The organism is Pseudomonas sp. RIT-PI-o, from assembly GCF_001297215.1.
Taxonomy (GTDB): domain Bacteria; phylum Pseudomonadota; class Gammaproteobacteria; order Pseudomonadales; family Pseudomonadaceae; genus Aquipseudomonas; species Aquipseudomonas moraviensis_A.
In genome coordinates this window covers 370,666-385,219 of sequence record NZ_LHPA01000028.1, presented here as the reverse complement: position 1 = coordinate 385,219, position 14,554 = coordinate 370,666, and the positions used below count along the sequence as shown (strand labels likewise).

The 14,554-nt window shown below is 61.4% G+C and carries 8 protein-coding genes and 1 rRNA gene; 8 read left to right on the top strand and 1 reads right to left on the bottom strand.

What is annotated here, in order from left to right; genetic code table 11:
- The 7 genes from rrf to AEQ63_RS20430 form a co-directional block, all read left to right on the top strand.
- Positions 1-81, top strand: a 5S ribosomal RNA gene (gene rrf / locus AEQ63_RS29350); the annotation flags it as partial.
- Positions 82-234: 153 nt separating this feature from the next.
- Complete coding sequence (recC, locus tag AEQ63_RS20455; protein ID WP_064364542.1) at positions 235-3,687, top strand: exodeoxyribonuclease V subunit gamma; 3,453 nt, start codon at positions 235-237, stop codon at positions 3,685-3,687.
- A complete protein-coding gene (gene recB, locus AEQ63_RS20450; RefSeq protein WP_064364541.1) occupies positions 3,684-7,370 on the top strand; it encodes an exodeoxyribonuclease V subunit beta in 3,687 nt (1,228 codons plus the stop codon). The genes recC and recB overlap by 4 nt, the downstream gene beginning before the upstream one ends.
- Positions 7,367-9,475, top strand: a complete 2,109-nt coding sequence (recD, locus tag AEQ63_RS20445) for an exodeoxyribonuclease V subunit alpha (protein ID WP_064364540.1) — start codon at positions 7,367-7,369, stop codon at positions 9,473-9,475. Before recB ends, recD begins: the two co-directional genes overlap by 4 nt.
- Before the next feature lie 119 nt (positions 9,476-9,594).
- The gene (locus AEQ63_RS20440; protein ID WP_064364539.1) at positions 9,595-10,164 is read left to right on the top strand and encodes a YfiR family protein; all 570 of its coding nucleotides are present in this window, start codon (positions 9,595-9,597) and stop codon (positions 10,162-10,164) included.
- Positions 10,161-11,429 (top strand): diguanylate cyclase domain-containing protein, encoded by a 1,269-nt coding sequence (locus tag AEQ63_RS20435; RefSeq protein WP_042608808.1) that lies wholly within the window; start codon positions 10,161-10,163, stop codon positions 11,427-11,429. Before AEQ63_RS20440 ends, AEQ63_RS20435 begins: the two co-directional genes overlap by 4 nt.
- Positions 11,429-11,929 carry an OmpA family protein gene (locus AEQ63_RS20430; RefSeq protein WP_177330608.1) on the top strand — a complete coding sequence of 167 codons (501 nt, stop codon included), beginning with the start codon at positions 11,429-11,431 and terminating at the stop codon, positions 11,927-11,929. Before AEQ63_RS20435 ends, AEQ63_RS20430 begins: the two co-directional genes overlap by 1 nt.
- Here the strand turns inward: AEQ63_RS20430 and AEQ63_RS20425 are convergent.
- On the bottom strand, positions 11,926-12,873 hold the full coding sequence (locus tag AEQ63_RS20425) for a LysR family transcriptional regulator (RefSeq protein ID WP_064364538.1): 948 nt from the start codon (positions 12,871-12,873) through the stop codon (positions 11,926-11,928). The genes AEQ63_RS20430 and AEQ63_RS20425 overlap by 4 nt on opposite strands.
- 148 nt (positions 12,874-13,021) lie before the next feature.
- Here AEQ63_RS20425 and AEQ63_RS20420 point away from each other — a divergent pair, with 148 nt between their 5' ends.
- Positions 13,022-14,548, top strand: coding sequence for a CoA-acylating methylmalonate-semialdehyde dehydrogenase (locus tag AEQ63_RS20420; protein ID WP_064364537.1), 1,527 nt, complete (start codon positions 13,022-13,024; stop codon positions 14,546-14,548).
- Positions 14,549-14,554: the final 6 nt, after the last annotated feature.

Genomic DNA, 14,554 nt, shown 5'->3' with positions numbered 1-14,554 from the left:
CATCCCGAACTCAGCAGTGAAACGATGCATCGCCGATGGTAGTGTGGGGTTTCCCCATGTGAGAGTAGGTCATCGTCAAGATTAAATTCCGAAACCCCAATTGCGAAAGCAGTTGGGGTTTTGTTTTGCCTGCGAGAAAGTTCTTACAACCTTCGCAGACGTCGTCCGGCTGTCACAATCTGCCGACAATGCTAAGGTTCTGCCTCGGCTTTTGTGATTTTCCAAGGAATCTATATGTCGGACGCCCAGTCCCTCAACGCTGCATTCATGGTGGTTCAGAGCAACAGTCTCGATGAACTGCGCAGCCTTGTGGTCAGCATCATGCGGCGCTATCCACTGGCACCCTTGGAAAACGAAATCGCTTTGGTGCAAAGCAACGGCATTGCCCAGTGGCTCAAGCTGGCACTGGCCGAGGATCCCGAAGACGACGACCTTGGCGGCTGCGGGATCGCGGCAGCGATTGATGTGCAATTGCCCGGCAGTTTCATGTGGCAGCTCTACCGAATGGTGCTGGGACGAGAAGAGATCCCGGCGAAATCCCTGCTCGATAAAGCCCCGCTGACCTGGCGCCTGATGCGTCTCTTGCCACAGGTAATCGACCAACCACATTTCGAACCGCTGCAACGCTTCCTCACCCACGACACCGATCTGCGCAAGCGCTACCAGTTGTCAGAGCGCCTCGCGGATCTGTTCGACCAATATCAGGTTTATCGGGCCGACTGGCTGGAGGACTGGGCGGAAGGCCGCCACCAACTGCGCAATGTCAGAGGTGAAGTAAAGCCGCTGCAGCCGACCAGTTGCTGGCAGGCAGAGTTGTGGCGAGCGCTGCTGAATGATGTAGGCGAACAAGGCATGGCGCAGAGTCGCGCAGGCGTGCATCAACGTTTCATGGAGCGCATCAACACACTCGACAAGGCCCCGGCTGCGCTGCCGCCGCGCGTGATTGTGTTTGGTATCTCTTCGTTGCCTGCGCAGGTACTGGAAGCGCTCGCCGGTCTGGCTCGCTTCAGCCAGGTACTGCTTTGCGTACACAACCCTTGCCGCCATCATTGGGCGGATATCGTCGCCGACAAGGATCTGTTGCGGCATCAGTACAAACGTCAGCAGCGCAAAAGTGGAATGCCCGTCGTGCTCGATGCCGAGACCCTGCATCAGCACGCGCATCCGCTATTGGCCGCGTGGGGCAAGCAAGGTCGCGACTACATTAACCTGCTCGACAGCTACGACGATCCCAACAGCTACCGCGCAGCCTTTCGTGACGGACGCATCGACCTGTTCAGCGAAAATCAACCACACAACATGCTTAACCAGCTGCAGGACGACATTCTCGAGCTGCGTCCGCTCAACGAGACGCGCGAACTCTGGCCAGCGGTCGATGCAACGCAAGACCATTCAATCCGTTTTCACATCGCGCATAGTGCCCAGCGCGAAGTCGAGATCCTGCACGATCAACTCCTGGCGCGGTTCAGCGCAGACCCGGATCTGCGCCCCCGAGACGTAATCGTCATGGTCCCTGATATCGACAGCTATGCGCCGCATATCCGTGCGGTTTTCGGTCAGCTCGATCGGCATGACTCACGCTTCATCCCGTTCACACTGGCGGATCAGGGCCAACGTGGACGCGACCCTCTATTGATCGCGGTCGAGCACCTGCTCAAACTTCCGGACAGTCGTTTCCCGGTCAGCGAGATCCTCGACCTGCTCGATGTCCCGGCCCTGCGTGCTCGGTTTGGTGTAGAAGAACGCGACCTGCCAACTCTGCACCGCTGGATCGAAGGCGCAGGCGTGCGATGGGGCATGAGTGCTGAACAACGTGCCGGCCTCGGCCTTCCTGAAGAACTGGAGCAGAACAGCTGGCATTTCGGTCTGCGCCGAATGCTATTGGGTTACGCCGTTGGCAGTGCCGACGCGTGTGCCGGGATCGAGCCTTACGACGAAATTGGTGGGCTTGACGCTGCCTTGATCGGGCCGCTTGTCGCGCTGCTGGATGCCTTGGAAATTGCTCACCAGCAACTCACCCAACCAGCTCAACCGAAGGAGTGGGGTCTGCGCTTGCAGGCGCTGATGCAGGTGTTCTTCCAGGCCAGCAACGAGCATGACGACTACCTGCTGGCCCAACTGGAAGAGCTTCGCGAAACCTGGCTCGAGACCTGCGAGGCAGTGGGGCTGACTGACGAGTTGCCGTTGACTGTCGTTCGCGAAGCCTGGCTCGCCGGGCTCGATCAGGGGCGTTTATCGCAACGATTCCTCGCCGGCGCGGTGAATTTCTGCACCTTGATGCCGATGCGTGCCATTCCTTTCAAACTGGTCTGTCTGTTGGGTATGAACGACGGCGATTATCCCCGCGCCCAACCGCCACTGGATTTCGACCTGATGGGCAGCGATTACCGCCCTGGCGACCGCTCAAGGCGTGAAGATGACCGCTACCTGCTGCTCGAAGCGCTCCTGTCTGCACGCAATCAGCTCTACATCAGTTGGGTGGGTCGCAGCATCCGTGACAACAGTGAGCGACCCGCCTCGGTGTTGATCGGCCAGTTGCGCGATCACCTCGCCAGCGGTTGGCGTTCAATCGATCCTAGTCAGGATCTGATAGAAGCGCTGACCGAAGAACATCCTCTGCAACCTTTCAGCGCCCGCTATTTCCACGAAGGCGAGCAACTGTTCAGCTACGCCAGCGAGTGGCAAGTGTTGCATCAAGAGCAAGTGCATCAAAACGAGACGCCGTTGCTCGCGCCGTATGTTCAGGAAGAACCGCTGACGCTGTCTTTACTGCAGGATTTTCTGCGCAACCCGGTGAGGCATTTTTTCACCCAACGACTCAAGGTCTATTTCGAGGCCGCGCAAGCGCCGTTGGCCGATGAAGAACCTTTCGTGCTGGACGCGTTGCAGCGCTATACGCTGAGCGACAGTTTGCTGGAAGCCGCACTTAACCAGCCGGATGATTTCGATCAGGCACTGCAAGCCCGGGCGCTGCGCCTGCAAAACAGTGGTCTGCTGCCTATGGCCGGTTTCGGCGAATGCCTGCAGCGTGAACTGATCGAACCGCTGCCGGATCTTCTGCAGCGTTATCAACAGTTGCTGACGTTATGGCCGACGCCGTTGACCAGTGCGATCCCGGTCAGTCTCGACTTGCAGGAGTTGCGTCTGGAGGGATGGCTCGCAAGTCTGCACCAGCGCGCCGATGGCGGCCTGCTGTCAGTCACGACCATTCCCAACAGCATCGGCTCGATCAAAACGCGCAAGTGGCACCGGCTGACCAAACCCTGGGTCACCCATCTGGTCGCCTGCGCCAGCGGTCATGCGTTGACCACAGCATTGGTCGCGAGTGACGACACATTGTTGCTTGAACCCATGGAGCGAGACCGAGCGCTGCGGTTCCTCGGTGACCTGCTGCTCGCCTGGCAAACCGGCATGCGCCAGCCCTTGCCGATTGCGATAAAAACCGCATTCGCCTGGCTGTCGCAATCCGACCCGATCAAAGCCGAAGCCGCGGCGCGAAAAGCCTATGAGGGTGATGGCCAGACCAGCGACGGCGAGCGGCGCGAAAGCCCGGCGCTGCTCCGACAATATCCCGACTTCGATGCATTGTTGGCAGACGAAACCTTCACCGGCTGGTGCGATGCGCTATACCGCCCATTATTCGAAGCGCCCTGGCGTTCCTTGTCCAACGAAGGCGCACGTTCATGAGTACCAGGACACCGTTGGCTCTGGCCTTCCCGTTGCGCGGCAGTCAGTTGATCGAAGCGAGCGCCGGCACCGGCAAGACCTTCACGATCTCGGCGCTTTTTCTGCGGCTGATTCTCGGCCATGGCGGCGAGACAAGCGGTTTCGCACGCGAATTGCTGCCGCCGCAAATCCTCGTAGTGACGTTCACCGACGCTGCCACCAAAGAGCTGCGTGAGCGCATCCGAACCCGCCTGGCCGAGGCTGCGCGTTTTTTCCGCGACGAGATTCCCGCTCCTGACGGACTGATCGCCGAACTGCGCGATCAGTTCGATCCATTGCAATGGTCGGGCTGCGCCAACCGCCTCGATATCGCCGCGCAGTGGATGGACGAAGCTGCCGTTTCGACCATCCACAGCTGGTGTCAGCGCATGTTGCGTGAGCACGCGTTCGACAGCGGCAGCCTGTTCACGCAGTCGCTGGAAACCGATCACAGCGATTTGCTTGGCGAAGTGCTGCGCGATTATTGGCGACTGTTTTGCTACCCGATGCAGGGCGACGCGCTGAACTGGGTGCGCAGTAATTGGGGTGGCCCCGCAGCGTTGTTGCCTCGGGTCCGCGGCTTGTTCGCCAGCGAGCGTGATACCGATGAAGGCAAGGTGCCGGCGGACCTGATCGCTGAATGTTTGCTGGAGCGTCGAGCGGCGTTGGTCGAGCTGAAAATGCCTTGGCGTGACTGGGCAGACGAGTTGCTTGCTCTTTGCCAGGAAGGCGTGGCCAGCAAAGCCGTCGATGGCCGCAAGATGCAGGCGCGATATTTCGAGCCATGGTTCGAGAAGCTCAAGACCTGGGCCGAAGACGAGTCGCTTGAGCAACTGGACATTGGCACCGGCTTCACTCGACTGACACCTGATGGCATGGCCGAGGCCTGGAAAGGTCAGGCGCCGAGCCATCCGGGGCTGGACGCCATGTCCGGCCTCAAGTCGAGCCTCGATGCTTTGCCGACGCCGGATGCCGCTGTTCTGCAACACGCCGCCAAGTGGGTCGGTGCACGCTTTGAAGAAGAGAAGCGTCGCCGCGCGGAAATGGGCTTCGACGATATGTTGCTGCGTCTGGATGCCGCGCTGCAATCGGAGGGCGGCGAGCGTCTGGCGACGCTGATCCGCGAGCAGTTTCCGGTGGCACTGATCGACGAATTCCAGGACACCGATCCGGTGCAATATCGGATCTTCGAGAATATCTACCGCATCGAAGACAACCATCCTGACACCGGCCTGTTCCTGATCGGCGACCCCAAGCAGGCGATCTATGCCTTTCGCGGAGCTGACATCTACACCTACCTGCGCGCACGTCAGGCCACTACCGGCCGCTTGCATACGCTCGGCACCAACTTCCGCTCCAGCCACGGTATGGTGACAGCGGTCAATCACGTATTCGAACGCGCCGAGTCCCGAGAACAGGGACGCGGCGCGTTTTTGTTTCGCGAGAAAACCGGGGAAAACCCGGTGCCGTTCCTTCCCGTCGAGTCCCAGGGACGCAAGGAAACACTGCAGATCGCCGGGCAAGACGTCGCGGCGCTGAATGTCTGGCTATTGCCGAGCGATCAACCGCTGTCCGGCGCAGTCTATCGCCAGCAAATGGCCGCGGCCTGTGCCAGTCAAATCACCGCGCTGCTCAATGGCGGGCAAACCGGCAGCGCTGGGTTCATCCAGGCAGACGACTTCAGAGGTTTGCGTCCTTCGGACATCGCGATCCTCGTCCGCGACGGTAAAGAGGCTCAAGCCGTGCGAGCTGAACTCGCCGCCCGCGGGGTACGCAGTGTTTATCTCTCGGACAAGGACTCGGTCTTCGCCGCGCAAGAGGCGCATGACCTGCTGGCCTGGCTGAAGGCTTGCGCCGAACCCGATGTCGAGCGTTCGCTCAAGGCCGCGCTGGCATGCACCACGCTGAACCTGCCACTGATCGAGCTGGAGCGCCTGAATCAGGACGAAATGGTCTGGGAAGCCCGGGTCATGCAGTTCCGCGGCTATCGCGAACTCTGGCGCAAACAGGGCGTGTTGCCGATGCTGCGCCGCCTGCTTCACGATTTCCACTTGCCGCAGACCCTGATGCAGCGCAGTGATGGCGAGCGCGTATTGACCAATCTTTTGCACCTGTCGGAACTGATGCAGCAGGCCGCTGCTGAACTCGACGGTGAGCAAGCGTTGATCCGCCATCTGGCCGAGTTGCTGGCACTGTCCGGTCAGGCCGGCGAAGAACAGATTCTGCGCCTGGAAAGCGACGAGCAACTGGTCAAGGTGGTGACCATCCACAAATCCAAGGGGCTGGAATATCCGCTGGTATTCCTGCCATTCGTTTGTTCGGCGAAACCGGTGGATGGCAGTCGCTTGCCGTTGCATTACCACGATGCTGCGGGCAAAGCACAGATCAGCCTCAAGCCGACCGACGAGTTGATCACCCAGGCTGATGATGAGCGTCTGGCCGAAGACTTGCGTCTTCTGTATGTCGCATTGACCCGTGCGCAACATGCCTGTTGGCTGGGCGTCACTGACCTGAAACGCGGCAATAACAACAGCTCGGTGCTGCACCTGTCGGCGCTGGGTTACTTGCTGGGGGGCGGTGCTGCTTTGGGCGAGTCCAGCGAATTGAACCGTTGGCTGCAAGAGCTGCAGCAAGACTGTCCGGCGATCGACATCGGCGAAATGCCTCAGCCTACTGACGAACATTACCAGCCGCCGCGCAATGAAGCGGTCCTGCGAGCCACGCTACGGCCCAAGCGCAAAGCCAGTGAAAACTGGTGGATCGCTTCCTATAGCGCTCTGCGCATCAGCGACGTATTGAGCGTCGGTAGCGATGAAGCACCGGACAGTCCGCAGGCGCAAAAGCTCTTTGACGATGAGCGCCTCGACCCCGACGCGCCACGCGAAATCACCAGCGGTGGCGCCGATATTCACCGCTTCCCGCGTGGCCCCAACCCGGGCACGTTTCTGCATGGCTTGCTCGAATGGGCGGGCGCTGAAGGTTTTGCGGTTACCCGCGAAGCGCTGGAGGATGCGATTGCCCGGCGCTGCAACCTGCGCGGCTGGCAAGGCTGGATCACCACGCTGACTGACTGGCTGCAGCATTTGCTCAAGTCGCCTTTGCCGATCGCGGGCGGGCAACCGCCGGTGGTTTTCGAGCAACTGAAGCAATACCGCGTCGAGATGGAATTCTGGTTCGCCAGCCACAAGGTCGACGTGCTCAAACTCGACGAGCAAGTGCGCCAGCACACCCACAATGGCGTCGCCCGCGTGGCGGCGGAGCCAGTGCAACTCAACGGCATGTTCAAGGGGTTTATCGACTTGACCTTCGAGCACGCTGGCCGTTATTACGTCGCCGATTACAAATCCAATTGGCTCGGCGTCGATGATCAGGCCTACACCGTGCAGGCCATGGAGCAGTCGATCCTCGACAACCGTTACGACCTGCAATATGTGCTGTATCTGTTGGCATTGCATCGCCAGTTGAAGGCGCGGTTGGCGGATTACGATTACGACCGGCATGTCGGTGGGGCGCTGTATCTTTTCCTGCGTGGGACGCGTGCTGAGAGTCGCGGGGTGTACTTCGTGCGCCCGCCACGGGAATTGATCGAACGCCTCGACCGGATGTTCCAGGGCAAACCCGAACCCAAGTCCGAACCCGCCTGGGAACAGGGAGTCCTGCTATGAGCCGCACATTCGCCGATCTGCTGCCGACACCACTGGAAGCGGACAGCCTGTCGAAACTCTCGCCGCTGACCCGCGCCGATGATTTGCTGTTATTGCTGAGCCGTTGGGTCGAGCGCGGCTGGCTGCGTGCGCTTGACCGGGCCTTTGTCGCCTTCCTGCACGAACTCGAGCCCGAGACCGATCCGCTGGTGCTGCTCGCGGCGGCGCTGACCAGCCACCAGCTGGGGCATGGTCATGTGTGTCTGGACCTGTTCGAGACCCTCAAGGCGCCGGATTTTGCACTGTCGCTGCCGCCGGAAGGCGATGTGCAGGGCGGTGTTTTGTTGCTGCCTTCGCAACTTCTCGAAACGCTGGACGGGGCCCATTGGTGCAAAGTGCTGGCAAGCAGCTCGCTGGTGGCCCTGGCCGCTGACGCGAGGGATACGGCGCACACACGACCCTTGGTGCTGTCCTCGAAACGCCTTTACTTGCGCCGGTACTGGACGTACGAGCGCCGCATCGATGCCGCGTTGCGCCAGCGGCTGATGCAACAGGAACCGACGCCAGATGACTTGCCGCAGCGCCTCAATGAATTGTTCGGCGGCGCGGAATCTGCGGCTGTCATCGACTGGCAAAAACTCGCCTGTGCACTCGCCACGCGCAGCGCCTTCAGCATCATCACCGGCGGCCCGGGCACCGGCAAAACCACCACGGTGGTGCGTTTGCTCGCGTTGCTGCAGGCACCGGCCGTAGAGGCTGGCCATCCGTTGCGCATTCGTCTGGCCGCACCGACTGGCAAAGCCGCTGCGCGCCTGACCGAGTCGATCAGCCAGCAAGTGCAATCGCTGCAAGTCGCCGAAGCGGTGCGCGCGGCTATCCCCAGTGATGTCACCACCGTGCACCGTCTGCTCGGTAGTCGACCGGGGACCCGACACTTCCGTCACCATGCCGGTAACCGCTTGCCGCTGGATGTGCTGGTGGTCGACGAAGCCTCGATGATCGACCTGGAAATGATGGCCAATTTGCTCGATGCGATGCCGGCCCATGCTCGGCTGGTATTGCTGGGCGACAAGGATCAGTTGGCCTCGGTCGAGGCCGGTGCGGTGTTGGGCGATCTGTGTCGTGACGCCGAGGGCGGTTGGTACAGCCCGCAGACGCGCCAATGGCTGGAGTCGGTCAGCGGCGAGTCGTTGCAAGGCAGCGGTTTGCATGAAGACCGCGACGGCGCGCATCCGCTGGCGCAACAGGTGGTGATGCTGCGTCACTCGCGCCGCTTCGGCGAGGGCAGCGGCATCGGTCAGCTTGCGCGACGGGTCAACCAGCAATCGGCCGACGAGGCGCGCCAGTTGCTCGCTACCGGTGGCTATGAAGACGTGTATTCGCTGCCGCTCAAGGGTGAGCATGATCACAAGCTTGAACGCCTGTTGCTCGAAGGTCATGGCAACGGCCCGCAAGGTTACCGCCATTACCTGAGCGTCCTGCGCGACCAGCGTCCACCGTCGACGCGGCCACTTGAGCATGCGGACTGGACCGATTGGGCCCGGGAAGTCCTGCAGGCGTTCGATACGTTCCAGTTGTTGTGCGCCGTGCGCAAAGGCCCATGGGGCGTTGAAGGCTTGAACCAGCGCATCACCGCCGCGTTGCTCAAGGCGCGGCTGATCGAGAGCGATCAGCAGTGGTATGAAGGTCGGCCGGTGCTGATGACACGCAATGACTATGGTCTGGGCCTGATGAACGGCGACATTGGCATCGCCCTGAAACTGCCCGAGCGCGACGGGCCCGAGATCGGCAAAACGGTTCTGCGCGTGGCCTTCCCGCGTAACGATGGTCAGGGCGGCGTGCGCTTCGTGTTGCCGAGTCGACTCAATGACGTCGAAACCGTGTATGCCATGACGGTGCACAAATCCCAGGGCTCGGAGTTCGCGCACACGGCGCTGATCCTGCCGGATGCGCTGAACCCCGTACTGACCAAAGAGCTGATCTACACCGGTATCACTCGCGCCCGGCACTGGTTCACCTTGATCGAGCCGCGTGCCGGCGTGTTCGAGGAGGCGGTGCAGCGCAAGGTCAAGCGTCTGAGCGGGCTGATGCTGGAACTGGAGGAGGTCACCGAGCCTCGGGAATGAAGCGCTGAATGATCGGCAACGATTGCTGACCAACCGGTCAGGGGCAGGCGCCTCGCTGGCGTTTCGACGCTGTGCTATCGTTGCGGCATCATTTCGTTATGCTCCAAGAGAATCCCTGCATGAAGGTCGCCGTCCGGACGACAGAGCGTGTGGTTGCCTGCCAACGCGCCTTGCTGATCGTTTTGCTCTGGTTGTTGACGGGCAGCGCCCTCGCACAAGCGCAAACCGGGCCCGCCGAGCAACGGGCCAAAGCGGTGACGCAGGTGGTCCTTGGCATCCTCAGTTATGCACGCTGGCCAGTGGAGCCAGCGCAGTTGCGCCTGTGCATCGTCGGCCCCACCGAATACACCGATGACCTGGTCAAAGGCACTACGCAAGCCAGTGGCCGGCCGGTGGCGGTGCGTCGTCTGCTGGCGAGCAACCCGGCTATCGTCAACGAGTGCGACGCGGTGTACATCGGCAAGCTCACCGCCGATGAACGCAGTCGCCTGTTCGCATCGTTGATCGGGCATCCGGTGCTGAGCATCAGCGAAGCGGACGATCAATGCACGGTCGGCAGTCTGTTTTGCCTGCGCGTCGGCGATGAGCAAGTGTCGTTCGAGGTCAATCTCGACTCAGTGGCTCGCAGCGGCGTGCGCATTCACCCCAGCGTGTTGCAGTTGTCCCGTCGCAAAGCGGCGGCGCCATGAAGCTGTTCAGCTGGAAGGCTCGCCCGACCCTGGGCTCGGTCATTGGCCGTGGGCATCTGATTGTCGCGCTGGTAGCGGTGGCGATGGCCAGTGTTTCGCTGACCTTGCTGGGCGTGCTGGCGCTACGGGTGTATGCCGATCACAACCTGCACTTGATCGCCCGTTCGATCAGCTACACCGTCGAAGCAGCCGTCGTGTTCAACGACAAAGCGGCGGCAACCGAGGCGCTGGCGATCATCGCCGCCAGCGAGGAAGTGGCGGATGCCCGAGTGCTGGACGCGCAAGGCCAATTGATTGCGCAATGGCAGCGCCCTGAAACCGGCTTGTTCTCCGAGCTGGAAATGCGGATCGCCCGCGCCATTCTGGAAAAACCGGTCAGCCTGCCGATCGAACATCAGGACCGTGAAATCGGTCGCGTCCTGCTCATCGGTCATGGCGGCAGCCTGATGCGTTTTCTGCTCAGCGGCCTGGCCGGGATTGTGCTGTGCACCGCGATCAGCGCCTGGGTCGCGCTCTATCTGGCGCGACGGCAACTGCGCGCAATCATCGGCCCATTGCACAGCCTCGCCTCCGTCGCCCACGCCGCCCGCAGCGAGCGCGCACTGGATCGGCGCGTGCCGCCGGCGCAAATCGCCGAACTGGATAATCTCGGCAACGACTTCAATGCCCTGCTCGGCGAGCTTGAGTCGTGGCAAACCCACCTGCAAAACGAAAACGAAACCCTCGCCCACCAAGCGACCCACGACAGCCTCACCGGGTTGCCCAACCGCGCGTTTTTCGAAGGCCGCTTGATCCGCGCCTTGCGCAACGGCAAAAAACACGACGAGCGGATTGCCGTGCTGTTTCTCGACAGCGACCGCTTCAAAGGCATCAACGATAACTTCGGCCATGCCTCGGGTGACGCAGTGCTGGTGGCGATTGCCAATCGGGTGCGAGCGCAATTGCGCGAGGACGATCTGGTCGCGCGTTTGGGCGGCGACGAGTTCGCCGTGCTGCTCGCGCCGCTGCACACCGTTGAAGACGCTGAGCACATCGCTGACAAGATCCTCGCTAGCATGGACATGCCGATCACCCTGCCGGGCGACACCAGTGTGGTGACCTCGCTCAGTATCGGTATCGCCGTGTACCCCGATCATGGTGCCACGCCGGGCACCTTGCTCAACGCAGCCGACGCGGCGATGTATCAGGCCAAGCGCCTGTCACGCGGCGCGCAATTCACGGCCGGGTCGGAGCGCCCGGTTGATTCCGTTCACACCAGGAGCTGATGTCTGTGTTCACTCTTCCCGTTCGACTTTTTTCCGCATTGCTGTTGATCGCCGCGCTGACGCTGAGCGGTTGCCAGACCGCCCCGCAGAAGGGCCTGACACCGGCGCAGGTCGCTGTGCTCAAACAGCAGGGTTTCGAGTTGACCGACGACGGCTGGGAGTTCGGCCTGTCGGGCAAAGTGCTGTTTGGCAGCGATGTCGAAAGCCTGAACGCACCCAGTACGGAAATCGTCGAACGCATCGGCAAGGCACTGCTCGGCGTGGGTATCGAGCGGGTGCGCGTCGATGGCCACACCGATGCGTCGGGCAAGGAAACCTACAATCAGCAACTGTCCCTGCGCCGGGCCAAGAGCGTCGCCAACGTCCTCGGCACGGTCGGCATGAAGCAGGAAAACATCCAGCTGCAAGGCCTCGGCAGCAGCGAACCGGTAGCCTCCAACGATACAGCGGCTGGCCGCACGGAAAATCGCCGGGTGTCGATTGTGGTCAGCGCCGACTAATCGGCAAAGCGCATCTCCCGCGTTTCCCCCATCAACAACGCCTGGTTGCGCTCAGTCACCTCGCGGATGTAATCCCACAACAAGGTGATCCGCTTCAACTTGCGCAGATCCTCCCGGCAGTACATCCAGAACTGCCGGGTGATGTCGACTTCCTCCGGCAACACCGGCAGTAAACGCGGGTCCTGGGCGGCGAGGAAGCACGGCAGGATCGCCAGCGAGCGCCCCTGCTGCGCGGCGACGTATTGAGCGATCACGCTGGTGCTGCGCAAATGGGCGCTGGCGCCGGGCAGCACGTTGGCCAGGTAAAGCAGCTCTGAGCTGAACGCAAGATCGTCCACATAACTGATGAATTGATGCTTGCTCAAGTCTGCAGCGCGGCGGATCGGTGGGTGTTTGTCGAGATAGTCCTGGGTCGCGTACAGCTGCAAACGGTAGTCGCAGAGTTTGCAGCAGACGTACGGCCCATGCTCCGGCCGTTCGAGGGCGATGACGATGTCGGCCTCGCGCTTGGACAGGCTGATGAAGTGCGGCAGCGGCAAGATGTCCACCGAAATTGCCGGGTAGGCGTCGACGAAATGACTCAGTTGCGGGGTGATGAAAAAACTGCCGAAGCCTTCGGTGCAGCCCATGCGCACATGCCCTGACAGCGCCACGCCCGAGCCGGAAACCTGCTCGCAGGCCATGTGCAACGTGCTTTCGATCGACTCGGCATAACCGAGCAAGCGCTGGCCTTCGGTGGTCAGGACGAAGCCGCTGGTGCGGGACTTTTCGAACAGCAATGTGCCCAGCGCCGCTTCCAGCGAACTGATCCGTCGCGACACCGTGGTGTAGTCGACAGCCAGGCGTTTGGCAGCGGTGCTGGCCTTGCGAGTGCGGGCGACTTCGAGGAAAAACTTCAGGTCGTCCCAGTTCAGCGAGCCTAGCGAGGTGATGTTTTTTTGCATGATGGACGGGCTTATATGTGCGTTCTTATTAGAAGTTTGCACATCTATACTCCAAAAACCGTCCGACAACCATTCTGGACACACGCCTCATCTCAAGGCGAACCTCTCGCCTTGGCTCCTACGATAAAAACAAGTTCTGGAGACCAGCATGAACGCATCGCTTACGCCCAACGACACCACGCTGCAAAAGGTCAAACTGCTGATCGACGGCGAATGGGTCGAGTCGCAGACCACCGAGTGGCACGACATCGTCAACCCGGCCACCCAGCAAGTGCTGGCCAGGGTTCCGTTCGCCACCGCCGCTGAGGTCGATGCCGCTGTCAGCGCCGCCCAGCGCGCATTCCAGACCTGGAAACTGACCCCGATCGGCGCGCGGATGCGCATCATGCTCAAGCTCCAGGCGCTGATTCGTGAGCACTCCAAACGCATCGCCGTCGTGTTGAGCGCCGAGCAGGGCAAAACCATTGCCGACGCCGAGGGCGATATTTTCCGCGGCCTGGAAGTGGTCGAGCACGCTTGCTCGATCGGCACCCTGCAAATGGGCGAGTTCGCCGAAAACGTCGCCGGCGGTGTCGACACCTACACCCTGCGCCAGCCGATCGGCGTCTGCGCCGGCATCACCCCGTTCAACTTCCCGGCGATGATTCCGCTGTGGATGTTCCCGATGGCGATCGCCTGCGGCAACACCTTCGTGCTCAAGCCTTCGGAGCAGGATCCGCTGTCGACCATGCTGCTGGTGGAGCTGGCGATCGAGGCGGGCGTTCCTGCAGGCGTGCTCAACGTCGTTCACGGCGGCAAGGATGTGGTCGATGGCCTGTGCACGCACAAGGACATCAAAGCCGTGTCCTTCGTCGGTTCGACTGCCGTCGGCACCCACGTTTATGACCTGGCTGGCAAACATGGCAAACGCGTGCAGTCGATGATGGGCGCGAAAAACCACGCCGTGGTGCTGCCGGATGCCAATCGCGAGCAAGCGCTGAATGCCTTGGTCGGCGCCGGTTTCGGTGCCGCCGGACAACGCTGCATGGCCACCTCGGTGGTGGTGCTGGTGGGCGCGGCGAAACAGTGGCTGCCGGATCTGAAAGCGCTGGCGCAGAAACTCAAGGTCAACGCCGGCAGCGAGCCGGGCACCGATGTCGGTCCGGTGATCTCGAAAAAGGCCAAGGCGCGGATTCTCGAACTGATCGAAAGCGGCATCAAGGAAGGCGCCAAGCTTGAACTCGATGGTCGCGACATCAGCGTGCCGGGTTACGAGCAAGGCAACTTTGTCGGCCCGACCCTGTTCTCGGGCGTGACCACCGACATGCAGATCTACACCCAGGAAATCTTCGGCCCGGTGCTGGTGGTGCTGGAAGTCGACACCCTCGATCAGGCGATTGCGCTGGTCAATGCCAACCCGTTCGGTAACGGCACCGGCCTGTTCACCCAGAGCGGTGCGGCGGCGCGCAAATTCCAGACTGAAATCGACGTCGGTCAGGTCGGTATCAACATTCCGATTCCGGTGCCAGTGCCGTTCTTCAGCTTCACCGGTTCGCGCGGTTCGAAACTCGGCGATCTCGGCCCGTACGGCAAGCAAGTGGTGCAGTTCTACACCCAGACCAAAACGGTCACGGCGCGCTGGTTCGACGACGACAGCGTCAACGACGGCGTGAACACCACCATCAACCTGCGCTGAGGATCC